The sequence below is a fragment of the Turicibacter sp. GALT-G1 genome, from assembly GCF_025594995.1.
Taxonomy (GTDB): Bacteria; Bacillota_I; Bacilli_A; order MOL361; family Turicibacteraceae; genus Turicibacter; species Turicibacter bilis.
Genome location: NZ_JAMQUS010000083.1, coordinates 1 through 23,682, shown reverse-complemented (window position 1 = coordinate 23,682; position 23,682 = coordinate 1). Strand labels below are relative to the sequence as shown.

Annotated in this window: 21 protein-coding genes and 2 other annotated features; of the genes, 1 reads left to right on the top strand and 20 read right to left on the bottom strand. The window is 35.2% G+C overall.

Going from position 1 to position 23,682, the window contains the following annotated elements; all coding sequences use genetic code 11:
* Positions 1 to 55: 55 nt before the first annotated feature.
* The 12 genes from NEH74_RS12590 to asnB all read right to left on the bottom strand — a co-directional run bounded on the left by NEH74_RS12590 (position 56) and on the right by asnB (position 10,202).
* Positions 56 to 991 (bottom strand): LysM peptidoglycan-binding domain-containing protein, encoded by a 936-nt coding sequence (locus NEH74_RS12590; protein ID WP_055276416.1) that lies wholly within the window; start codon positions 989 to 991, stop codon positions 56 to 58.
* Positions 992 to 1,620: 629 nt separating this feature from the next.
* Positions 1,621 to 2,904 carry a GTPase ObgE gene (obgE, locus tag NEH74_RS12585; protein WP_055243281.1) on the bottom strand — a complete coding sequence of 428 codons (1,284 nt, stop codon included), beginning with the start codon at positions 2,902 to 2,904 and terminating at the stop codon, positions 1,621 to 1,623.
* Positions 2,905 to 3,051: 147 nt separating this feature from the next.
* Positions 3,052 to 3,336, bottom strand: a complete 285-nt coding sequence (gene rpmA / locus NEH74_RS12580) for a 50S ribosomal protein L27 (RefSeq protein WP_055243282.1) — start codon at positions 3,334 to 3,336, stop codon at positions 3,052 to 3,054.
* Between the two features lie 11 nt (positions 3,337 to 3,347).
* Positions 3,348 to 3,659, bottom strand: a complete 312-nt coding sequence (locus NEH74_RS12575) for a ribosomal-processing cysteine protease Prp (protein ID WP_055243283.1) — start codon at positions 3,657 to 3,659, stop codon at positions 3,348 to 3,350.
* A gap of 10 nt (positions 3,660 to 3,669) precedes the next feature.
* Positions 3,670 to 3,978: a 50S ribosomal protein L21 gene (rplU, locus tag NEH74_RS12570; RefSeq protein WP_055243284.1), complete on the bottom strand. Its 309-nt coding sequence runs from the start codon at positions 3,976 to 3,978 to the stop codon at positions 3,670 to 3,672.
* 17 nt (positions 3,979 to 3,995) lie between these two features.
* Positions 3,996 to 4,071, bottom strand: a sequence feature (ribosomal protein L21 leader region).
* Between the two features lie 176 nt (positions 4,072 to 4,247).
* Positions 4,248 to 4,652 (bottom strand): response regulator, encoded by a 405-nt coding sequence (locus NEH74_RS12565; RefSeq protein WP_237297172.1) that lies wholly within the window; start codon positions 4,650 to 4,652, stop codon positions 4,248 to 4,250.
* A 19-nt stretch (positions 4,653 to 4,671) separates the two neighbouring features.
* Positions 4,672 to 5,490, bottom strand: coding sequence for a site-2 protease family protein (locus NEH74_RS12560; RefSeq protein ID WP_055276418.1), 819 nt, complete (start codon positions 5,488 to 5,490; stop codon positions 4,672 to 4,674).
* Positions 5,491 to 5,505: 15 nt separating this feature from the next.
* Positions 5,506 to 6,303, bottom strand: a complete 798-nt coding sequence (locus NEH74_RS12555; RefSeq protein ID WP_055243287.1) for a peptidoglycan DD-metalloendopeptidase family protein — start codon at positions 6,301 to 6,303, stop codon at positions 5,506 to 5,508.
* Positions 6,304 to 6,477: 174 nt separating this feature from the next.
* Complete coding sequence (mreD, locus tag NEH74_RS12550) at positions 6,478 to 6,996, bottom strand: rod shape-determining protein MreD (RefSeq protein ID WP_055243288.1); 519 nt, start codon at positions 6,994 to 6,996, stop codon at positions 6,478 to 6,480.
* On the bottom strand, positions 6,989 to 7,840 hold the full coding sequence (mreC, locus tag NEH74_RS12545) for a rod shape-determining protein MreC (RefSeq protein ID WP_055305595.1): 852 nt from the start codon (positions 7,838 to 7,840) through the stop codon (positions 6,989 to 6,991). The genes mreD and mreC overlap by 8 nt, the downstream gene beginning before the upstream one ends.
* A 186-nt stretch (positions 7,841 to 8,026) precedes the next feature.
* Positions 8,027 to 8,596: a GNAT family N-acetyltransferase gene (locus tag NEH74_RS12540; protein ID WP_055243290.1), complete on the bottom strand. Its 570-nt coding sequence runs from the start codon at positions 8,594 to 8,596 to the stop codon at positions 8,027 to 8,029.
* Between the two features lie 22 nt (positions 8,597 to 8,618).
* Positions 8,619 to 10,202, bottom strand: a complete 1,584-nt coding sequence (gene asnB, locus NEH74_RS12535) for an asparagine synthase B (protein WP_055305594.1) — start codon at positions 10,200 to 10,202, stop codon at positions 8,619 to 8,621.
* 267 nt (positions 10,203 to 10,469) lie between these two features.
* Between asnB and NEH74_RS12530 the strand changes: the two genes are divergently transcribed.
* Positions 10,470 to 10,760, top strand: a complete 291-nt coding sequence (locus NEH74_RS12530; RefSeq protein WP_237252673.1) for a DUF1622 domain-containing protein — start codon at positions 10,470 to 10,472, stop codon at positions 10,758 to 10,760.
* A gap of 55 nt (positions 10,761 to 10,815) precedes the next feature.
* Here the strand turns inward: NEH74_RS12530 and radC are convergent, their stop codons facing one another.
* The 8 genes from radC to NEH74_RS12490 form a co-directional block, all read right to left on the bottom strand.
* Positions 10,816 to 11,499 (bottom strand): RadC family protein, encoded by a 684-nt coding sequence (gene radC, locus NEH74_RS12525; protein WP_272875256.1) that lies wholly within the window; start codon positions 11,497 to 11,499, stop codon positions 10,816 to 10,818.
* Between the two features lie 23 nt (positions 11,500 to 11,522).
* The gene (locus tag NEH74_RS12520) at positions 11,523 to 12,206 is read right to left on the bottom strand and encodes an SPOR domain-containing protein (RefSeq protein ID WP_237252676.1); all 684 of its coding nucleotides are present in this window, start codon (positions 12,204 to 12,206) and stop codon (positions 11,523 to 11,525) included.
* Positions 12,207 to 12,307: 101 nt separating this feature from the next.
* Positions 12,308 to 13,588, bottom strand: coding sequence for a bifunctional folylpolyglutamate synthase/dihydrofolate synthase (locus tag NEH74_RS12515; protein ID WP_055305593.1), 1,281 nt, complete (start codon positions 13,586 to 13,588; stop codon positions 12,308 to 12,310).
* 20 nt (positions 13,589 to 13,608) lie between these two features.
* Positions 13,609 to 14,103, bottom strand: a complete 495-nt coding sequence (locus NEH74_RS12510; protein WP_055243293.1) for a PASTA domain-containing protein — start codon at positions 14,101 to 14,103, stop codon at positions 13,609 to 13,611.
* A gap of 211 nt (positions 14,104 to 14,314) precedes the next feature.
* Positions 14,315 to 16,951: a valine--tRNA ligase gene (locus NEH74_RS12505; RefSeq protein ID WP_055305592.1), complete on the bottom strand. Its 2,637-nt coding sequence runs from the start codon at positions 16,949 to 16,951 to the stop codon at positions 14,315 to 14,317.
* 1,956 nt (positions 16,952 to 18,907) lie between these two features.
* Positions 18,908 to 19,127 (bottom strand) — a binding site (T-box leader).
* Between the two features lie 315 nt (positions 19,128 to 19,442).
* A complete protein-coding gene (locus NEH74_RS12500) occupies positions 19,443 to 20,426 on the bottom strand; it encodes a phosphotransferase (protein ID WP_055305591.1) in 984 nt (327 codons plus the stop codon).
* Entirely contained in the window at positions 20,410 to 21,867 is a 1,458-nt protein-coding gene (locus NEH74_RS12495; protein WP_055305590.1) for a hypothetical protein, read from the bottom strand. The genes NEH74_RS12500 and NEH74_RS12495 overlap by 17 nt, the downstream gene beginning before the upstream one ends.
* A gap of 579 nt (positions 21,868 to 22,446) precedes the next feature.
* On the bottom strand, positions 22,447 to 23,532 hold the full coding sequence (locus NEH74_RS12490) for a M42 family metallopeptidase (protein ID WP_055276430.1): 1,086 nt from the start codon (positions 23,530 to 23,532) through the stop codon (positions 22,447 to 22,449).
* Positions 23,533 to 23,682 lie beyond the last annotated feature (150 nt).

Sequence of the window (23,682 nt, the reverse complement as noted above, 5' to 3'; positions counted from 1 at the left end):
CGGGCGCACATAAAAAAAGAAGATGTCAGACATCTTCTTTTTAGGAAATACGATGTTATAGATAAGGGTTTCGATACCATCCACCGTAAGAAGGATAACCTCCCCATCCCCATCCACCATAATATGGATAGTAGCCTCCCCATCCCCATCCACCGAAGAATGGATAACCAAATCCACCGATAAAGAAACGCTCATCTTGTGGACTTCTCATCCCATATGGGGCAGCCCCATATGGAGTTCCATAAGAAACTGGATAAGGGTTAACGTATGGACCAACAGCATAAGGATTCGCATATGGTGCCGGATAAGGCATTGGACCTGACGAACAGCTTGGTTTATAAGGTGAATAAAGCATAGATGGTGTCAGAGGCAATGGATAAGGAAGAGGTTGCGCAGCTACTCCCTGTGTTTGTGTTTGAGCTGTTGTTTGATTAGATTGTTGATAGTTTTTTTGATTCACCGAAACGTTATATTGTTCAACACTAGCAGCAACTCCTCCTATTCCAACTTTTACGCCATCATTCGGTTGTATCGGAACCTCCGTCTGGATAGGTTTTAGCGGAACTGGAATCGCTTCTTCTTTCACCTTTGTCACTTGAGTCGGTGTTGGTTGTTGCACTTGTTGTGCCTGTTGGACCTGTTGAACAGGTGCCGGTTGAGCTTGCTGCACTTGTTGCACCTGTTCAACTTGTTGCACTTGCTGTACAATAGGTGCTTCTTGCTTCACCACAACCGGTTCAGGTTCAACTGTTGTAACAGTCTTAAGTTCAATAGGGCTAGTATCTAAATTCGGATAATATTTTTGAATGTGTTGTGCGACATTTGATTCTTCTTTTCGGGCAGGTGAAGGAACTTTGACTTTTAATCCAGGTACAAGGCCAGTTAAATGATTGATATGAGTATTCATCCCAATCAAATCTTGAACACTGACATTGTATTTCTCCGCAATCGATTGAAACGTGTCGTTTCTCTGTACAATGTGGATTTTCATAAGTCTGATTCTCCTCTCTACATTATCTCTTTACAATATATGATGAGATTTTCACGAATATAACAAACTTATGCGAAGTGAGCTTTTTCCCTTAAAAGAAGATAAAGTTCACTCGACATTTCAATGCTCAGTATAACCCTTCGTTAGTTTGATTAACATTTATTCTTCTTTAATTTTTATATCACTTGTAATTCAACAATCATTATTTATAGAGCATCAAATCGTTGGAAGATTCTTTATTGAATTTATCATTTAAAAAGCAATTCCGTTTCCTCCCATATACGCCGGTGATGGTGTTGAAAAAGATTGTCTAAAGTAAACCGGATGAACCATGATCTAATAAATATCAATGTTAATCTCTAATTTTTCAATTGTAATGATAAGAATTAAGTTTTCATCTAAGTAATCACCATCAATTAGTAACAGATGCCTCATGAATCCTTACGCCTTTCTTTTAACGATGTTAGCTTCTTAAATCCAATGGGTTGCGCTTTAAATTGGTAAGTTAGTTGATATAAACATCAGATACTTGTTACAGTATTTTATTAATTTTTAACCATTTAAAGTCACTCATCTTGTTAAGATGATATAAAAAAACCACCTTACATAACGTAAAGTGGTCTATTATTTTAGTCTTTGAATTCAAACTCGAAGTTAAGGATGCGCACAAGATCTCCATCTTCCACTCCAAGGTCACGTAAGGCTTGATCAACACCGATTTGACGTAATTGACGTGCAAATCGCATAACTGATGCTTCACGGTTGAAGTCTGTTTGATGGAAGATTTTTTCCACATGTGTTCCTGTAACAACATACACTCCATCATCTCCACGAGAGATATGGAATTTCGCTTCTTCAGGTTTGAATTTATACGTTACTGATTGTTCCACTTCATCCTCATCATATAATGGGAATTGAGGTGTTTTTTCTAATAAATCAGCTGTTTTATATAACAATTGGTCGATTCCTTGACGAGTTGCCGCTGAAATTTCAACGATTGTTACATCATCTCCAACTTTTTCTTTAAATGCTTTTAAGTTTTCTTCAGCATCACCGATATCCATTTTATTAGCAACAACAATTTGCGGACGTTCTAATAATTTGTAACGGTATTGTGCTAACTCGTTATTGATTGTTACATAGTCTTCATATGGATCGCGTCCTTCCATACCAGACATATCAATAACGTGTAAGATAACACGCGTACGCTCAATATGACGTAAGAATTGATGTCCAAGTCCTGCGCCACTTGCAGCTCCTTCGATTAATCCTGGTAAATCAGCCATAACGAATGAACGACCATCTGGAACACCAACAACTCCTAAGTTAGGAACTAATGTTGTGAAGTGGTATGCTGCAATTTTTGGTTTACATGCTGAAACAACAGAGATTAATGTTGATTTCCCGACACTTGGGAATCCAACTAATCCTACGTCAGCTAATACTTTTAATTCCACGCGAACTTCACGTTTTTGACCTAACTCACCATTTTCAGCAAGTTCTGGCGCTGTATTACGAGGTGTTGCGAAGTGGATATTTCCGCGTCCTCCGCGTCCTCCTTTTGCGATAATCGCACGTTGACCATTTTCAGTTAAATCGGCAATAATCAAGTTTGTGCTGTTATCGTAAACAATCGTTCCCACTGGAACTTTTACGACTAAATCATCTGAGTTTTTACCATGGCAGCTTTTCGCCATTCCATTTTCACCGTTTTTAGCTTGTAATACACGGTTATAACGTAAATCTAATAATGTTGATAATCCTTCATCAGCAACGAAAACGACGCTACCACCGTTTCCACCGTCACCACCAGCAGGACCACCGTTAGCAATATATTTTTCACGACGGAAAGCTACGGCACCGTTTCCACCGTTTCCAGCCGTCACTTTAAGTTTGACTTGATCGATAAACAAGTGCATCCCTCAATTCTATCTCATGAAACTAACACTAGTTTCAATTTGGTATTCTTCTATATTATTAAAATAAACTTGTCAACTCATACAAGATATGAACATAAAAATAAACCCCTAATCAGATGATTAGGGGATTTATTAAATCGATTACTTAGCTTCTGGGTATACAGAAACTTGTTTTTTGTCACGTCCTAAACGTTCGAATTTAACGATACCATCGATTTTACAGAATAAAGTGTGATCCACACCCATACCTACGTTTGTTCCTGGATAAATTTTAGTTCCGCGTTGACGGTAGATAATTGATCCTGCAGAAGCGTATTGTCCATCAGCTAATTTAGCTCCTAAACGTTTAGACTCAGAGTCACGACCGTTCTTTGTAGAACCAACACCTTTTTTAGATGCGAAAAATTGTAAATTTAACTTTAACATGGGGCCACCTCCTACTTGTTTTCTATAACTGTTAAGTATTTAAATTGATCTTCTTCAATTGTTTGTAAAGAAGTAATCATTCCATAGATGAGCGTTTGACACGCATCACTTGATGGAAGATTTTCAACTAATAAATAACCATCTTCCATTTTTATGCTAAGTTCTGATTCGTCTAAGTTGATAATGGAATTGGTTAAGCCAAATGTCACAGCACTCACCGCAGCGCAGACTAAATCTTCACCCGGTTCACCTGCAAAGGCATGGCCGCTGATTTCAAATGACTCAACTTTATTATTTTGATAGTTAAAATTGGCTGTAATCATCGTCTAATAATTAAGCATTGATAGCTTCGATAACCACTTTAGTGTATGGTTGACGGTGACCTTGTTTCTTTTTGTAACCTTTTTTAGGTTTGTATTTGAACACGATGATTTTTTCACCTTTACCGTGTTTTTCAACCTTAGCAGTTACAGTTGCACCTTCTACTAATGGAGCACCAACTTTAGCGTTTTCTCCACCAACGAATAATACTTCGTCGAAAGTAACAACTTCACCTTCAGCAACATTTAATTTTTCAACGTAGATAGCTTGACCTACTTCAACTTTTAATTGTTTACCACCAGTTTTGATAATAGCGTACATTACCTGCACCTCCTTAAAATTTAACTAAGACTCGCCATTAAAGGTATATGCCAAAGACATATTTTGACCTTATCCGCGCGGTTGTAGTACCCTAAGGTGCTAACAACATGATTCATTATATCAAAGCTAATATCATTCGTCAATCATTTATCTATGGTTATGTCTACCTTTTTCGATTATTTTTGATACCTAAAAAATTAACGATTTTAAAAGCTTGATACTCTATTATAGATTATTTCATTTTTGTTTAAACAAAAAGTCTTATACTTTTATGTATAGCATAAGACTTTTTTAATCATATTTAAATCAATTGGCTTTAATAAGATATCATCCATCATGGCTTCTTGAAACTTTGGATCTTCTTTGGATAATAGATTAGCTGTTAAGGCAACAATTCGACCTTTATATCCTATATGTCGTAACTTCTTTGATGCTTCATAACCATCCATTGTCGGCATACAAATATCCATAACTACGACATCATAGTTTGGGTTTGCTTCAATTTCTTGAACAGCTTGTATCCCACTATCAATCGTTTTAACTTTTTTAATGTCCATTACATCTAATATATCTTCCATTAACATTAAGTTAATTTCATTATCATCTACTACTAATACGGAAAAATCATCTGTCATTTGTGCCACCTTCAACTCCGCCTCCAACTTAAGTTTCATTCGTTTTTCACTTATCATTTTAGTTAGATTTAATTTGAGCGTCAACAATTAGAGATGGATTTTCTTCATATTTTAACTTCAACCATTTTATCTCATCGTGAAGTCGATTTTTGACTTCAAATAAATTTAAATAGCCTCGATAGATATTATCTTCTAAAGAATCATTTCTAATTTTCACGATTTTTCTTGGTAAATCAACGTTTATATACATTTTCTTTTGTAAAAGAAAGCGTTGAAAAAGAAAATACATGTACTTATTATACTTTAATGTCGAATATGTTAAAAAACTCACAATGATAAACAATTGTCGAATATCGTATAAAATTGTTATACCTATAAAAAGAGCCATTAATCCCATGTTTAACCTTCTAATAATTCGTAAAACAGTTTTGTATGGAAAAAAACAACATAAAATAGCATTAATTAACCGACTACCATCAAGTGGTGGCAACGGAATAAGATTAAACATGATAACAAATAGTTGAGCCCATATGGTGTAATCATATAACATCGTATTCACAAAAGAGCTCATCTTCTCTCGCATTAAAATCAAAATAATTAACGTGATGAAGTTAAATAGAATACCACCACTACTAACAATGAAATCTTCAATATTTGATTTATTCAACTCTCCTTTAAACTGCATAATCCCACCGAAGGCGAAGAATTTAAGTTCTTCGAGTTCCCATTTATGAAAAAAGGCCATCGTAAGATGACCACATTCATGAACAATGATCGTTAGAGCAAAGATAACATATTCATTTAAATAGCCGAGCATAATAGCTAGGAGGGTCATTGCATAAAAAGAGGGATCAAATTTTAATCGATTTTTACGCATGATTAAACCTCCTAATTATTGCATCAGTGATTCTAAGTAAGCCGCGATATCTTGATATTGACCATCTTGATCTTTTAACGATAAGTAATAAAAAGCATCCTCTCCAAAATCTGTTCCTGGTACATCAATGACAGAACCCACACCTAAGACGTCTCCGATTTTAATATGCTGATACTGACTAACTTTACGATTCTCTAAGAACCCTACTGTTAGTATCCATTCATTTTGTAACTGAATATTCATAAAATTACTAATTTTATCATCCAATCCTACATTTAACACGATGCCTGGAACAAAGCTACGAATTTCTTCATCCTGTTTAATTTCAATAATAACTCCATTTTCATAATCTTTTAGCACCATATTGTTATAAGTATTATTAATAGCTTGTGAAACGTCAAAAATTGAATTCGTACTGTTTCCTTCAATTTCAATCGGATTCCCCGATTCATCAACAGTCGTTCCTTGCATCCCATTGACAGGTGATGTGGAGTCAGTGGCTTTAGGTAATCTATACTCAAATGGTAACATATTAGAAAGAAAGTCTTGATACATTTGTTCATACTTAGCAAACGGAAAACTTCCCATCATTACACTCTTAACACTCTCATAAAGAAGGACATTTGGAAGTTTTTGAATGACTAACACGCTCATCAATAAACATAAACAAATCATAGATTGAAACATAAACCGTCGGATAAACACGATACTCTCATCTTCCTGTTTTCGTTTATAGTAAGATGATGAATGGTTAGCTTGATAACCCCTATAGGCAGAGCGATAAGGTGGACGATTTCTTTTATAATTGGCCACGAAAATTCCTCCTAACTATTCTTTCATTTGTGCTAACTTGTTCAATGCATCATATGAAGTTTAGAGTTAGATTAGAACAGCTATTCCAATTGCTCTACTTATTTTTAAAGCGATTCTCTCTTATCTTCTGACTAAAAGCTAATCAAAAAAGACACCGTTCGGTGTCTTTTTTGATTAAAACTCGTTTAAAAACTGTCGCTGATATTTTCTAAACTGTGACTTTAAAATAGGATATAGCGGGATCGTGATTAAAGTATTAAAAATCGCAGTTGGAATTAAAATAAATTTAATAAATATCATGAATGACATATTCGTTGTTTTCATCGTATTCACGATAAAGTAAACAAACCATTCCTCAAAAATAACGACTCCCATAACTAATGCCATCATAGATAATAAATTAACTGGCATCGTTTGCGAGATAAATCGTAATAAAATGAATGTAATAATCGGAAACAGGCACGTATATAGTCCAATTAAATCAGTATAACAAATATCATAGAGTAAGCCAAAAATGCAGGCAAAAATAATGGGGCGAATCCCTTTATCATAAAAAGTAAATAAGGCTAAGCAAATTAAAAAAACATTTGGAATAATCATATAATGACCAACTATCGGTTGAATCGGTAAGAAAATGACTAATAGATTATCTAGTACAAAACAAGTTACAAAAGTAATAATTAATCTACTCATTGTTTGATGTCACCGCCTCGCGTGCAACCACGATGACGTAGTCCATATTATCATAGTTTTTCTCACCTTTTAGATAAAGTGTTTGTGTTAATCCATCTTTGCTTACTTCAATGCGATGGACATATCCAATTAATAATGAACGCGGATAAACACCACCTAATCCACTGGTAATCACAGCATCCCCTTCTTCTACAGCCACCTCTTTTGAAACTTGTGTCATCACTAATTCATCAGTTGTATAGTCATAACCTTCAACCGTTCCAATAGAACCTTCTTTTCCATCAATAATCGCTGAAACTTTACTTCCAAAATCTTGATTTTTAATCAATTTCACTTTAGCTGATAAATCATTGGTTGAAATGACTTTTCCAATTAAGAAACCCTCTTTCGATAAAACAGCCATGTTCTCTTTAATTCCTTGTTTACTTCCTTTATTAATGAAGATAAAATCATGCCATTGATCAACGTTACGCATGACTGTTGTGGCATTAATCGTTTCATAACTCGTTAAAGAAATTCCTGTACTTTGCAATTCTTCTAGTGAAGCCAGCTGTTCTTCTAATTGATGCGTATAAACTTCTAAGGCCTCATAATTGTACATTTGTTGCTTTAATAATTTATTTTCTTCATAAGTATGGAATAAATCATTGATATTCGTTACGAATCGTTTAAATCCTTCAACAATTCCTGTATAGCCCGTTTGAACGACGGTCATTCCATCCTTAATGAGACGTTCAGGAACTGAATTTTTCGTCTCTTGATGCATTGTATAACCGACTGTAATTAACGTCATAAAAATTAATACGATAATCCCAAACACTTTTAAATGGTTAACACCCTTCATTCGAACACATCCTACGTCTTTACAATAATCTTTTTTATATTGCTTATTATATATAATTGATATGTATGAAACAAGTCTATTTAGTCACATAAACACTAACTCAGAAAGTTTTCACACTTTTTCCATGAGATTTGACTTTACATCATTAAAAAATTCCCGCTGTATGTGGCAGGAACTTTCCATCTTCTATCCATCTAAATCGAAGTTTTCTTTAAGGATGACATACGTGTCACAGTCCACCCATTCGCGACGTCCATTTAATACCGCTCGTCTGACTAATTTATCATGAGTCATTCCTAGTTTTTGCATCACCCTGCCAGAGGCAACGTTTCGAACATCATGTTTAGCAATCACACCGTCAACTCCAATTTGTTCAAAAGCAAACTGAAGAACGGTTTTAGCTGCTTCAGTCGTCAAGCCTTGATTCCAATACCGTTTTGCAAGACAATACCCAAGTTCACAGTAATGACGTCGCCCTCGACGATGAAATTGAAACAAAGAAATCGAGCCAATCACTTCATCACTTTGACGATCGACAATCGCCCACTGATACGTATTTAACAGTTGATAAGCCGCTTCCCAATTCACTAAAATTCGCTCGGTTGTTTCTAAATCTTCATGAGTCGGCCATGCAACAAACTGAGTCACTTCATCATCACTACTCCAATTTTCAAAAACCATTGTTGCATCGCTGACTTTAAATCTTCTTAAATAAAGTCGCGATGTATCAAGCCGGCATGTTCCTAAATGTTTCATTCCTTAAACTCCTTTAAATCTCTTATTTTCCACTATCACCATAATTAGCTAAGACTCGGGCACTCGGATCTAAGACATTACACCCTTCCCACGCTTTATTCGGCATCCAATAATCTTTAATCCATTTCGCATGTCCATTAAAGTGCCGATCAAAAATCTCGCGATAAAGTAAAGATTCTTTCGTAAATGGAACACAATCACCTTCATACTTTTTCACTTTTTTCTCAAACACTTCATCTGTATATTGAGATTCGGCATAATCTTTTAAAATATCGACTAAGGAATGTCCTACTGCATCTGAAAAAGCAGCCTTTTCTCTCATTAAAATACTTTGGGGTAAATAGTCACCAACAAAAGCCTTGCGTAACAAATATTTTCCTTTATTATACTGGTTTAATTTGAGTTGTGGATTCACGCCCATGACGTAATCAACGAAGGCTAGATCACCAAATGGCACGCGTGCTTCAATGGAATTAGCTGAAATGCAACGATCAGCTCGTAAAACGTCATACATATAAAGCTCGCGAATTCGTTTTTGAGATTCCTCTTGGAAAGCTGCTGCGCTTGGTGCATAGTCTGTATATTTATAGCCAAACAATTCATCACTGATTTCACCCGTTAATAACACTTTAACATCGGTTTGTTCTCGAATTGCCTTACATAATAAATACATTCCTATTGAAGCACGAATCGTTGTGATATCGTAAGTTTCTAAAATATAAATTACTTCTTCTAAACAATTAATCACATCATCTTTATTAATAATGACTTCTGTATGATCAGAACCAATGTAGTCGGCCACTTCTTTTGCATATTTTAAATCAATTGCGTCTGTCTCCATACCAATGGCAAAAGTTTTAATCGGTCGGTTCAACAACTTGGCAGCAATACTACAAACTAAACTGGAATCAAGTCCTCCACTTAACAAGAATCCAACAGGAACATCCGCATCCAATCGCTTACGAACACCTTCAATTAAGCGGGTATTAATCTCTTTCGTAATCTCTTCGATACTTCCATTATAAAACCCTGATGACTGTGCCGCATCATAATAGCATGTAAACGCACCATCCGCATAGTAATATCCCGGTGGAAATGGATAAACTTCATCACATAACTTGACTAATGCCTTCGCTTCAGAAGCAAACATGATTTTATGACTATTCTTAGAGTAGCCATAAAAGAGTGGTCGAATGCCAATCGGATCTCGTCCAGCAATAAAATCATCTTTTTTTGCATCATAAATCACAAGTGCAAATTCTGCGTCTAATTGTTTAAAAAAGTCTAATCCATACGTTTCATAAAGCGGTAAAATAATTTCGCAATCACTATCTGAGTAAAACGTATATTTATGTTTTAGTTGTTCCCTCCATTCTTTAAACCCGTACAGTTCTCCATTACAAACGACTAAATTTCCATGAAGTTCAAACGGTTGATTTCCAGACTTTGTTAAGCCCATGATTGATAATCGATGAAAGCCCCAAAGTCCTCTTTCACGATTTTCAATAACACAAAAATCTGGTCCCCGATATGAAATACGAATAAAGCTTTCTTCAAAATCCTCTACCTTTATATCATTTGCCGTATAAACCATAAATCCACACATTGATTTCATCCCCCTTCGACGACTGCCTATTACTCCCTTTTCTTTAATCATATGCTAGTAAGCGATTCTAAAATAACTACTTTTTTTGATTTTATCTCATCTTTTTCGAGTTTTCTTGAATTGAGCTTAATCAAGTTTGGCATAAGTCATGTTTTTTGCGGATAAACTATCACTATCTTATCATTTTTGAAAGGAACTTTTTTTATGTTTATGCTTAAAAACTTTGTTGATGAGATTCTCCCGATAATTATTGGAATTCTAGAAACTATGGGTATTTTTATTATTACACTTGGTGCATTTCGCGCCTTCTATCATTATATGAAGACTTTAATCTTTAAAGATCACTATCCAGTCAAACATCAATTTGCTAATTCAATGGCGACCGGACTGGAATTTAAGTTAGCTGCTGAAATTTTAAAAACTGTTCTTATTCAAAGTTTAAGCGAGCTGCTTATTTTAGGATCTATCTTTTTACTTCGTGTTGTAATGACTATCGTCATCGAATGGGAAATGAAAGAAGATGCGAAACAAAAAAATATCCATTCCGGGCGAACATAAAAAGCTCTCAATTAAGAGAGCTTTTTATTATGTTTGTCTATTACATGTAAAGACATTATAGATACCCTTTTTCTTTTAAACTTGTAAACTGCTCATCACCTATAATCAAGTGATCAAGTAGTTTAATCCCGATTAACTCCCCAGCTTCATACAATCGATGTGTCAATTGAATATCTTGCTGGGAAGGAGTTGGATCCCCACTGGGATGATTATGCGCACAAATCACCGATGCCGATGATCGTTTAATCGCTTCTTTAAAAACTTCTCGCGGATGAACGATCGCTTTATTAAGTGAACCGATAAAAATCGTCTTTTTCCCAATAATATAATTTTTCGTATCTAAGAATAATACCACAAAATGCTCTTGCGTTAAATGCTTCATCTCTGCCGATAAAAAGGAGACACAATCACTAGGTGATAAAATAGAATCTAGTTTCACATGCTTCGCTTTTGCAATTCGTTTGCCCAGTTCAATACTCGCTAAAATCTGAATTGCCTTGCTTTCACCGATTCCATGGATACTCATTAATTCTTCGACCGTAATTTCATTCAGTAATTTTAAACCTTGTGTTTGTTGTAAAATCATCTGTGCTAGTCCAAGTGCTGATTGACCTCTACTCCCTGTCCGCAGTAAAATCGCTAATAATTCTGCATTCGATAAAAAAGTCGCACCTTCTGATAATAGCCGCTCTCGTGGTCGTTCTTCAAAAGGTAAATCACGAATCATAAAAGATTCCATGAAGTGTCCATCACATCCTATTCTTATCCATTTAACCATTGATAAATTTCAAGCAACATTTTCTGACGCTCCGTTGAGAGCGCATCAAAAGAGGCTGTTGAAAGTGTGACATAATATCCCCATATATGCATTTCATCATCCGTGAATGTTTGAATAAAATCTCCAGTCATCTCAAATGGTTTCTGTTTCACAGCTTGTAAAAAGTAATTCCACTTTAAATCATCTGTTGAAACTTCCACCGCTTTGATAAAGCAATTAATTTGCTTCTCTTTCAGCGCTTCTTGAACTGGAGCCAAACTTTCTTTAGTACCCGAAACATGAGAAAACACGGAGTACTTTCCATCAACTTTTAAAATTCCATAATTATAACCCAATTGCTTTAACTCTCCCGCTAAACTTAAAACATTATCGTATGTTTCATAAACCCCAAGTTGCATTACATAGATTTCGTTTTCAGCCGTCGTGCTTTCAGATGCATCAGATTGCCCCTCTTCAGCTTCTACATCTTTGGACTTTTCTAGCTCTTGAGGTTGATCATTTGGTCCCCCTACTGTTGCTGTAGGTCCTTGTGTCGGCACTAAAAAGTTATCTAATAATTTTCCAAAGGATAATCCTAACATCGTAAAAATTAAAGTTAATAAAATTAATGGCTGAATTGTTTTAAAATTAATTTTCAATTTAAACTTCTTAAATTTCTTCTTTTTCATCATGACCCCACCCTATCATCTTCAGTCATTGCTTCGTCTACAATCCTTCGTTTGTCTGGGTATCATCATATCAAAAGTCATTCAAAAAAATTGTCTAAATCTCACTTCATTAATGATTTTCGTACATCTGAGATAAAGTAAAGTGATCCAGTAATCACCAGACAATCCTCGTCCTCCAGTTCACCTAATAAATAATCAATCAGTTCATGGAAGTCTTCCTCATACGATGAATGAGGTCGATTAAACACCTCATACTGCTCTTTTGCAGATTGCGCACGTGGAAAATCAAACGTAGTGAAGTACACGTGATCAGCTGTTTCATCTAAGACATCAAACATTTGCGTGTAATCTTTATCTTTTAAAATACTTACCATAAACAGGTGACGATTGGTTGGGTAAAGATTTTTAAGTGTCTCACACAATTGTGTCATCCCTTCTAAGTTGTGCGCTCCATCTAAAATAATTGCTGGTTGTTCATGAATAACTTCAAATCTTCCTTTCCAAAACGCTTGTTTCATCCCCCTATATATATTTACATCAGAAATGTTGAAAATCCTTTTTTGTTTTAAATATTGTAAGATGGCGTATGCAAGTGTTGCATTTTTAATTTGATGAGCCCCTTTCATCGTTAGCTCCACATCTTTTAACTGAGGCCAATCAAACTTAACCCCTTCTGGAGTTAAATGAATATTCGCTGGTTTATAAACTTCGAGTGCTTCGATCAGCTGACTCTTTTTTTCTGATGCAATTATCTTAAATTCTGTTAATACTTCTAAATTTTCTTCTGTAGTAACCAGTGGAATCCCTTGCTTCACAATTCCTAGTTTTTCATGAGCAATTTTCATTAATGTATCTCCTAAAATCGCTTCATGATCATGACCAATATTCGTAATTCCACAAACGATTGGTGAAATAACATTTGTTGCATCAAAACGTCCACCTAGCCCTACTTCATAGAGCACGACATCGACTTGGTGGTGTTTAAAATAAATAAATGAAATTAATGTAATAATTTCAAACTCTGTAAATGGTCCAATATTAGTTTTATTAATTTCTTCTACTACTGGCTTAATGACATTCGCACACCAAGCTAGGTCATCATCACTAATTGGTATTCCATTTAATGAGATTCGTTCATTAAATGTTTCAATATAAGGAGAAGTAAAAGTCCCTACCTGATAGCCCGCATCTTGTAACACAGAACGTAAATACGTCACCGTCGATCCTTTCCCATTTGTCCCCGCAATATGAATCGTTTGTATTTTTAAATGTGGGTTATCTAGACGGTCAAGCGCTGCCTGCATGCGTTCAAGTCCTGGACGAATTCCAAATCGCAATTGTTCTGATACCCATTCGATAACTTCTTTTCCACTTCTAAACATGTTGTTCTCACCTGCTTTGATTATTCTGTTTTAATGGTGACGGACACTGCCATTCCCTTTGTTAACAACTCACCCGCTAAAACGGATTGTGTCTCAATGATCCCTTCTTCCGCTTGAGATTCAATCTTTAAATCATATAAATCTGCGAATTCTTTTAGTTCCATCAAAGTCTTTCCAGTAAAATCCTCCATTACCGGAAATCCTTTTGACACTTGTAGTGTTAAAATTAGTGGATCATCACCAATTTTTGTTCTTGGTTTAATAGATTGTTCCATGACACAGTTTTGTAAGACATCATATGAATAAGCTAATTCATAAATAATTGAAATATTCTCATGTGATTCATCATATTTCATCACTTCATCTGCTGGCCACCCATGAAAATTTGGAATCGTATTCAATTTAAGTGTTGATTTAGCGTTTATGACTAAGGCAATTGCAATCGATAATCCAAAAATCCAACAATAAAATCTAGCATTTAATCGATACTTTTTTCGTTTCTTTTTTTTGCCCATTCCCACACATCCTTATGTATTCAAATAATAAAATAGTTTTCCCAATTTATCTAAATCTATAAATCTCTTCCAAAGTTATACTTGATAACTAAAATATTAAAATCCTATCATAATTCTACCAACTAAACTTACTTTTTAAAAGGGTAAAACGTTCTTTCCACTTGATTCATACAAAAAAGCTCTCGGATAAACCGAGAGCTTTCATATCAGATTATTTTTGAAGTTGAGTTAAACGTGCTTCAACTGTTGCATACTTTTCTTTGTAGTCTGCTAATTTGTTACGTTCTTCTTCAACTAAGTGAGTAGGTGCTTTCGCGACGAATTTTTCATTTGCAAGTTTTGATTCTCCACGTTTAACTTCTGCTGCTAATTTTTTTAGCTCATTATTTAAACGTTCAATTTCAGCACTTACATCGATTAATCCTTCAGTTGGTAAGAAAATGTCTGCACCTGTAACAACGGCTGTCATTGTTTCTTCTTCTACTGTTAAATCTTTTTCAATCACTAATTCACTTGGGTTACAGAAACGTTTTAAGTACGCTTGGTTTGTACTTAAGTTTTCTAATACCTCTTCTGATTTAGCATTGATGAAGATACGGATTTGTTTGCTCATTGGTGCATCAACTTCTGCACGGATGTTACGTACTGAGCGGATGATATCCATTAATAACGTGAAGTTATTGATTGCTTTTTCATTGTTATACTCTGGTTTAACAACCGGCCAAGCAGCTACCGCACACGCCGTATTTCCACGAGTAATCATTTGATAGATTTCTTCTGTTACGAATGGCATGAATGGGTGTAATAATTTCACGATTGATTCTAAGACGTAAGTTAAGACCATACGAGTTGAGCGTTTTGCTTCTTCATCTTCACCTTGTAATGGTAACTTCGCCATTTCGATGTACCAGTTACAGAAGTCTTCCCAGATAAAGTTATATAAATGACGTCCTACTTCACCAAATTCGAATTTATCAGCATTGTAGTTGATCGCTTCGATTGTTTCATTTAAACGTCCTAAGATCCATTGATCTGCAACATTTAATGTTGCTTCTTCTAATTTCACATCTTCACAAGTCATTCCGTCTAAGTTCATGATAACGAAACGAGAAGCATTCCAAATTTTATTGATGAAGTTCCATGTTGATTCAACTTTTTCTTCGATATAACGTAAGTCTTGACCTGGTGCTGAGTTTGTTGTTAAGAAGTAACGTAAGCTATCTGCCCCGTATTTCTCAATAACGTCCATTGGGTCAACCCCGTTACCTAATGATTTACTCATTTTACGTCCTTCAGCATCACGAACTAATCCATGGATTAAAACGTTTTTAAACGGACGCTCATCTGTGAACTCTAAACTTTGGAAGATCATACGAGATACCCAGAAGAAGATGATGTCATATCCAGTAACTAATGTATCCGTTGGGAAGTAAGCTTTGAAGTCTTCACATTCAACATCTGGCCAACCTAATGTTGTGAATGGCCATAATGCAGATGAGAACCATGTATCTAATACGTCTTCATCTTGGTTCCAGTTTTCAATGTCTGCTGGAGCCTCTTCTCCTACGTACATTTCACCTGTTTCTTTATGATACCAGGCTGGAATTTGGTGTCCCCACCATAACTGACGTGAAATACACCAGTCATGAATGTTTTCCATCCAACGTAAGAATGTATTTTCGAAACGGTCTGGTACAAAGTTTACTTTGTTATCTGTTGATTGGTTAGCAACTGAACGTGCTGCTAATTCTTCCATTTTAACGAACCATTGAGTTGATAAGTATGGTTCAACGACTGCATCTGTACGCTCAGAGTGTCCAACTGAATGAACGTGTTTTTCGATTTTTACTACTAATCCCGCTTCCTCTAAGTCAGCTACTAATTGACGACGGGCATCGAAACGATCCATCCCATTGTATTTACCTGCTAATTCATTCATTGTTCCATCTAAGTTCATACAGATTGGACGAGCTAAATCATGACGGTTTCCAACTTCGAAGTCGTTTGGATCGTGAGCTGGTGTAATTTTAACAGCACCTGTTCCAAAGTCCATTTCAACGTACTCATCAGCGATAACTGGAATTGGTTTGTTGTTTCCTGGGATTAAGACGTTTTTACCTAATAAGTGTTGGTAACGCTCATCTTCAGGGTGAACCGCAACAGCTACGTCTCCGAACATTGTTTCAGGACGAGTTGTGGCAACTTCTAAGAACTCATTTGTTCCTTCAATCATGTATTTGAAGTGGTAGAATGCCCCTTCGATTTCTTTATGGATAACCTCGATATCTGATAAAGCCGTACGTGCAGCTGGATCCCAGTTAATAATACGCTCACCACGATAGATTAATCCTTTTTCATATAATTGAACGAAAACTTTACGAACAGCTTTTGATAATCCTTCATCTAATGTGAAACGTTCACGAGAGTAATCTAATGAAAGTCCCATCTTTTCCCATTGTTGACGAATGAATCCTGCATATTCTTCTTTCCATTCCCAAGCTTTTTCTAAGAATGCTTCACGCCCGATATCGTAACGAGAAACACCTTGCTCTTTTAAACGAGCATCAACTTTTGCTTGAGTTGCGATTCCTGCGTGGTCCATACCTGGTAACCATAACGCATCAAATCCTTGCATACGTTTCATACGAATAATAATATCTTGTAATGATGTATCCCATGCGTGCCCTAAGTGTAACTTACCTGTTACGTTTGGTGGTGGAATAACGATCGTATACTTCGGTTTATTTGATTGTGGTTGAGCTTTGAAACAATCTTGCTCATACCAAAATGCATATTTACCTTGTTCTACATCTAAATGATTATACTTAGGTGCTAAGTTTTTCGTCATTTTAGTGTCCTCCTTTTCTTATTTTGTGATAGATGGAACGAATGCCATCTATTTAATTTCAGCTCTACTCGTTGATGTCTTATTCCTTACTACTTTTATGAAGGATAGGCACCAAAAACTCAATAATCAAAGCGTTCAAAAATCTTACATCATGTATGGACTTGCATCACACTAGAATCATGAAACATTAACCTTACATTTGCTTTCTCACTCAGTTATAGGTTCTCAACTAAAAAATTTTTGGAATAATCTTAGCACAACTTGAAGAAGTTGCGGCAAATATCAAATGGATGTGTCATGATATTTGTTAGATCCCTAAAACGGGTTGGAATAATCTTTACACAACCTGGTGAAGTTGCGACAAATACCAAATGGATGACTAAATGATATGTGTTGAATCCCTATATCTAAATGAAAAATCAAGTTAAAACAAATGTAACAATATCTGCGCGAGACCACCTGGATAATACATAATATAAAATATTTAAACTCAAATACCTCTAAGTAATACTTTGGTTTATGTCTCATTCGTGACAAATATTAACTTAGTCTAAATGGAATCTTAAGCGGGACTTTTGTTTACCCCATTTATATCGACATCTCTTAAGTGTAATGTTAATCAGATAGCTAATCTTCTCGGTATCAAGTCGTGTCTCTTACTTATATCCGTAACTTCATTCAACTTTTATTCATTCCTACCTCTTATGGGTTCCCTACCGCACGTGGCAAAGCTCGTGCATTTCCTCAACTGGTAGGGTATGGGTTCCCTACCGCACGTGGCAAAGCTCGTGCATTTCCTCAACTGGTAGGGTATGGGTTCCCTGGCATTTTCGTAGAAAATGTATCCTCAACTACTAGGGTCCGAATCAATAAAACTTTTAAGAAATAGTCCCATTGCTTCTATTATTAAGTTTTTATCCTAATTAAAAAAGGCAATTAATAGATTTTACGTAAACAAGTAAAACTAATAAAGATGCATCATTGAACCACCTGGATAATGGGTTCCCTAGCATTTTCGTAGAAAATATTTCCTCAACTACTAGGGTATGGGTTCCCTGGCATTTTTGAAGAAAATGTATCTTCAACTACTAGGGTATGGATCATATACATTCTTACGATTAATCATACTTGTTTTATTGTTTCTTTTTGTAACGAGCACTTCCTATCATTTGACTAAATCAGTAAAACTAGCAAGATTTTATGACGACCACCTGGATAATGGAGAGATAAAATCTTTAATATACATTTGCCTCATTGTTTCCGCTTGTTTCTCATTCAAGAATAATCTTTAGCATCATCCAACTAAGCTTGTCATATTAGTAAGACTTCACGATAACCACCTGGATAATGGGTTCCCTACCGCACGTAGCGAAGATCGTGCATTTCCTCCATTGGTAGGGTATGGGTTCCCTACGCTACGTAACAACGTTCGTAGCTTTCGTCGATTGGTAGGGTATGAAAATATAAAATCTTCAAATATACAGCTGCTTGATTGCCTCTGCTTGTTTTATTCAAAATGAGCCGTGCACATGATTCAACTCAGCTAGTAAAGCTAGTAAGATTTCATAACGACCACCTGGATAATGGGTTCCCTACCGTACGTAGCGAAGATCGTACATTTCCTCGATTGGTAGGGGATGAAAATATAAAATCTTTGAATTAGTCTACATCGATTTTATCGCTCTTGCCTAATCTTATTTAAGATAAATCCTTTCTAATTTTGCATCGTTTCTAATTTGATTTCACTTCCATGTTAAAGACACAAGACTGTTTTTAAGAACTTTAGCATCTCATATTTAATACATCGTTTCATCACAATCTAGCATCTTCGATGACAAAACATCTTAAGGCTGACGTCTACAACTAAAAGCATTTAAGGATAACATCGGCTATTGCGATGTATAGTTACACTTCAAGCTATGCTTGATTAGTATAACTAAAAAAGCATTCCGTCCTAATAAGGACGAAATGCTTAAGATTCCGCGGTACCACCTTGATTGTAAGTTTATTGACTTACCACTTCATGCTTTAACGCAGCTAACGGAATTTCTTACTATTTATTTCAGAAACTCAACTCACAGGCTACCTTCAAAGCTATCACATAAAGTTCTTTCACCAACTGAACTTCTCTCTTAAATGTGAGGGAACTTCTACTCCTCCTGGTCATCGTTTTTCAACTATCACAATATATATGTTAGTATTCTACAACAATGCATAAATTTATTCAAGAGTTACTAGAGAAATTCAGATGAATTCCCTTAAATCTTCACATTTTAAGTTTCTCCTAAATAATTTTGACTTTTTCACCAACCAACTGTTACCACATATTCATCACGCATAAACTATATTATAGGGGGTGAGTATATGGGACGTTATCAGCGAGGAGGAGGCAGATTTAGATCCTATTTACTATCATTACGTTCAATCATCGCATTATTATTTTTTTATCAACTCTATCTAATTATTTTCTCATTTTCTCAATTTGATTTTGTTATGTTGATGATCCTTGGGGGCTTGCTTGGTTTGTTGTGGTGGGTTTGTTAAATTGATTATAAACCTGCAACGCCATTAAATGAGGCGCAATACATTCATTTAATAACGCAATATTAATAAGTGAATGATCTTGTAATGTTTGATTAAGTTCGTCTAAATCAATGCAAAGAGAGCGAAAAAAGAAATAGTGCCGCAAAGCTGCGGCTTTTTCATTTTTCACATAATCTAAAATAATCGAATGTAGTCCTGGAACTTGATGATAGTTTTCTAAAAAATAATACATGTCTAACGAAGAAATGGAAAACATACTTTTCTCAAAATTAATTAAATAAGTTGATTTCTCTGTGACTAGTAAATTTGCCACATTCACATCACCATGTATTAAGCTGATAGGTAATTTTTTCTCTCGTTTAATTAAATCATAAAATTTCTTTAATTCATCATGCGCATGATGAAGCATTGTATAAAGCATCGGATATACCATCATAAAGTACCACTCAAATGGTGAACGATCTCTCTGTAATTCATAAACTTCCATATTTTTTTGAAGACAATCATAACTATCTTGTAATCTTTTATAGTCTTTATTATAGCTACGCTGTAATTCATCATCACTAACATCGACTTCTAAGCTAGTCTCTGAGTGTAATTTACCTAATAATTCAATATAATAATGGATTTGTTGTTCAAGCGGCAACGGAATAGTTTGAACATAATCCGTCAAATAAAAGAAATGATCTCGCCATGGAACATAGTGTTGGTTATCTTTTGTTCGATAAATGGGTAAAACATTACGGGATAATGCTTTATAAGCAAAAAGTTGCTTCATGATAAAGTCATCATCCCCACTCGCGACTTTCAATAGATAATCATGATTTGAGGCCCTAACCTTCATGGATTTATGAGTAATGGGAGTCACAGACTCAACGGCTAAATCATAATGGGTTTCAACAAAAACTTTTATCTCATCGTAATTTGCCATAGTTAATCATCACACGATCACCACAATGTAACGGTGAATTTAATTGTTCCAGATTATAAATAGCTTTTTCAGGAACATTGTATTTCGTGCAAATATTTGTAATTGTTGTTTCCTCTTCTTGAACGAAAATAATTTTTAAAATACTCTCCCCATCTAAAAATTGATTTGCAATTGAATCTTCCCCTGAATAAGTTGAAATTGGTGCGATTACCTCAGGTTCTTCAACCACTTCATCTTCTACGATTACTTCTGGTTGAGAGACAAGTGTTTCCTCTACCATCGGCACTTCTTCTACAACTGGAGCTTGCATTACTTCTTCTACCACTGGTTCTGTTTCTTCTAATGAATATAACATTTCAAAAATATCAGATTTTTTAGTTTCAACAGGTACTTCCTCAACAACTGGTTCTGTTTTTAACGGGAATGGAAGAATTTCTTCATCCTCTTCTTCTACCACTGGTGTCACTGGCTGCTCTTCTACCTTTTGTACTTTAGTCACTGTCGGGATTGGCGCAACAGGTTTTGGTTTCACCTTCTCCACTACCTTATCTACAACTTCTTCCACAATTGGTGCCGCCTCTTCAACAATCTCTGTTGGTGTTACGTCGTTAGTCACCTTCTCAACAATGACTTCCGGTACAATTTCTTTTGCCTTTTCAACGACTTTTTCAAGGAATGGTTCTGACTTTTTCGTTTCATTCACTTGTTTTTCAACAACCGGTTCTACCACCTCTTCAACAACTGATTCTACTACCGGTTCTTCAACAACTGATTCTACTACTGATTCTTCAACCGGTACCGGTTGTTTATTAAGAAATTGTTTAATTTTATCTGTTAATACTTCTTTACGTTCTATAGCTAATGATGGATCAACAGCGTCTTCCTTATGATCTAAAACAACTTCATCAAAATCAATGTAATCTAAATCATCAGTCTCATCCTCTTCTACCACTTCTAATACTTCTGGTTCAACCACTACATTTTTTTGAGTTACGGGTGCTTCAGCAACTACTTCATGCCCTGACGGTACAACAGCAGCTTCTTTTGTAAACATAACAGGAGCTTGTGTTTGAGCCTCAATTTCATGATCTTCTTCTACAAGTGTAATTGGACTCTCCCAATCATAACCATCTAAACTAAGATTTAATGTTAAAAATAAATTATTTCCATCTTGTACCTCATAATCAAAATTTGTAATATCCGTTTTAATTTCACTACTACGTCCATTATTTGGTAACGTAATATCAAGTGGAATATACTCTGTAAATGTTTCTTGTGTTCCGTGATTTGTCACATACTCTCCATCAATTAAAACTTGTCCACGTAATGATAAATAATCTCCTTCATCATACGCTTTTGTCTGCGGAACAATATTAATTGATACGATATCTTCTATGTTACTGATCGGTAATGTACAATCCCAATTAAATGAATAACTCATGCTAGACCCTCCTAATTTGATATTTCAGTTCATTATATTCTATAATCATAAAAATATGAGACTTATTCATTAGCTTAGCCACGCATCTACGGGCTTTTTTTGCTCATGAAACTTTAAATTTCTCTTTGTAGTAACCGTCAGCTGTTATTTTAAACACCTTTCTATATTTCCCATCATCCCTTATCCCGTAATTTCATCAAATATATGACAAGTACTTCGTTAAAATTCGAATTTTTACCAATATTCAACATTTTTTAATCTGATAATCTATATTTTTAAAAAAGTTTATGGTATAATACTGTTATCCAATAATTGGATAACACAACACTACCCTTGTTGGTATAACATACTCTATCCAGTTGTACCAACTTATTTATTCTCTTTCCATTCCAATGTTTTATAATTACCCTTTTGAGGTTGAATGGACCTCATCTTTCTCAAAAAGAATCCATTATAATGATTCTTTTCTCTAATTAACAACAAAAAAGACAGTTAATCTTCTCGTTTAGCTGTCTTTTTTATTGTTAAAACATCTCAAAAAAGGCACTCTTTTTGGAGTGCCTTTAATTATATGAACGACTATTCAAACGTAATTTTATGAACAGTTTCTTTATTTAAACGTTTAACCACTTCAGTCATTAATTTAACTGTATTTTCATAGTCATCACGATGAATCATTGATGTATGAGAGTGAATATAACGAGAAGCAATACCCACTGACATCGCTGGTGCTCCATCATGTGCTAAATGCATTTTAGCAGCATCCGTTGCTCCACCAGGTGTCACATCAAATTGGTAAGGAATATTTAATTCTTCTGCGACTTCAACGACAAAGTCACGTAATCCTTTATGACCAATTAATCCACCATCAATTAACGTGATGATTGGACCTTTCCCCATTTTAGCTTGAATTTGATTTGTTACACCAGGCACATCACCAGCTAATCCAACGTCTAATGCAAAGACGATTGATGGATTAATCATTTGACTAGTCGTTGCAGCTCCACGACATCCGACTTCTTCTTGAACCGTTCCTACACCATAAACAATGTTTGGATGATGTTCTCCTTTTAAGTTATTTAATACTTCAACTGCTACAGCACATCCAATACGGTTATCCCATGCTTTTGCTAATAAATATTTTTCATTGGCCATCGTGCGGAATTCGATATATGGCGTAATCATATCTCCTGGACGAATCCCTAACGCTTCAACTTCTTCTTTACTATCTACACCTAAATCAATGTACATATCTTTAATATCCATCGGTTTTTGACGAGCTTCTGCAGATAAAATATGAGGAGGAATTGATCCGATTACTCCATGATAAGTTTTGCCTGAGTTAGTTGTGATAGTCACTTGTTGAGCAAGCATAACTTGCCCCCACCATCCACCTAATGTCACAAATTTAATATATCCATTATCATCAATTTGGCGAACCATGAATCCAACTTCATCCATATGTCCTGCAATTAAAATTTTAGGACCATCTTCTTCCCCTACTTTTTTCGCAATTAATGATCCAATGTTATCTTGATAAATTTCATCGGCACTATCCCCGATATATTTTTTCATCACTTCACGCGCTTGACGTTCTTGCCCTGGAACAGCATTCGCATCTGTAATTTCCTTTAAAAACGTTAATGTTTGATCTAGTTGATTCATTACGTTCTCTCCTCCTAGTTATAATTTTCTATAAATAGTATCATATCACTTTATCTAATAATTGGAAATAGATTTGAAATATCTTTTTATTCGACATCAACAAACTTTTTACCTAATCAAAGACTTGATTATAAAAAAAGGGTTCTATAA

What these genes read in the sequence shown, in the direction of transcription:
- NEH74_RS12590 (WP_055276416.1), bottom strand. Translation starts at nt 991, where the DNA reads ATGAAAATCCACATTGTACAGAGAAACGACACGTTTCAATCGATTGCG.
- rpmA (WP_055243282.1), bottom strand. Translation starts at nt 3,336, where the DNA reads ATGTTAAAGTTAAATTTACAATTTTTCGCATCTAAAAAAGGTGTTGGT.
- NEH74_RS12575 (WP_055243283.1), bottom strand. Translation starts at nt 3,659, where the DNA reads ATGATTACAGCCAATTTTAACTATCAAAATAATAAAGTTGAGTCATTT.
- rplU (WP_055243284.1), bottom strand. Translation starts at nt 3,978, where the DNA reads ATGTACGCTATTATCAAAACTGGTGGTAAACAATTAAAAGTTGAAGTA.
- NEH74_RS12565 (WP_237297172.1), bottom strand. Translation starts at nt 4,652, where the DNA reads ATGAAACTTAAGTTGGAGGCGGAGTTGAAGGTGGCACAAATGACAGAT.
- NEH74_RS12560 (WP_055276418.1), bottom strand. Translation starts at nt 5,490, where the DNA reads ATGCGTAAAAATCGATTAAAATTTGATCCCTCTTTTTATGCAATGACC.
- mreD (WP_055243288.1), bottom strand. Translation starts at nt 6,996, where the DNA reads ATGAGTAGATTAATTATTACTTTTGTAACTTGTTTTGTACTAGATAAT.
- mreC (WP_055305595.1), bottom strand. Translation starts at nt 7,840, where the DNA reads ATGAAGGGTGTTAACCATTTAAAAGTGTTTGGGATTATCGTATTAATT.
- NEH74_RS12540 (WP_055243290.1), bottom strand. Translation starts at nt 8,596, where the DNA reads ATGAAACATTTAGGAACATGCCGGCTTGATACATCGCGACTTTATTTA.
- asnB (WP_055305594.1), bottom strand. Translation starts at nt 10,202, where the DNA reads ATGTGTGGATTTATGGTTTATACGGCAAATGATATAAAGGTAGAGGAT.
- NEH74_RS12530 (WP_237252673.1), top strand. Translation starts at nt 10,470, where the DNA reads ATGGGTATTTTTATTATTACACTTGGTGCATTTCGCGCCTTCTATCAT.
- radC (WP_272875256.1), bottom strand. Translation starts at nt 11,499, where the DNA reads ATGGAATCTTTTATGATTCGTGATTTACCTTTTGAAGAACGACCACGA.
- NEH74_RS12520 (WP_237252676.1), bottom strand. Translation starts at nt 12,206, where the DNA reads ATGAAAAAGAAGAAATTTAAGAAGTTTAAATTGAAAATTAATTTTAAA.
- NEH74_RS12515 (WP_055305593.1), bottom strand. Translation starts at nt 13,588, where the DNA reads ATGTTTAGAAGTGGAAAAGAAGTTATCGAATGGGTATCAGAACAATTG.
- NEH74_RS12510 (WP_055243293.1), bottom strand. Translation starts at nt 14,103, where the DNA reads ATGGGCAAAAAAAAGAAACGAAAAAAGTATCGATTAAATGCTAGATTT.
- NEH74_RS12505 (WP_055305592.1), bottom strand. Translation starts at nt 16,951, where the DNA reads ATGACGAAAAACTTAGCACCTAAGTATAATCATTTAGATGTAGAACAA.
- NEH74_RS12500 (WP_055305591.1), bottom strand. Translation starts at nt 20,426, where the DNA reads ATGGCAAATTACGATGAGATAAAAGTTTTTGTTGAAACCCATTATGAT.
- NEH74_RS12495 (WP_055305590.1), bottom strand. Translation starts at nt 21,867, where the DNA reads ATGAGTTATTCATTTAATTGGGATTGTACATTACCGATCAGTAACATA.
- NEH74_RS12490 (WP_055276430.1), bottom strand. Translation starts at nt 23,532, where the DNA reads ATGAATCAACTAGATCAAACATTAACGTTTTTAAAGGAAATTACAGAT.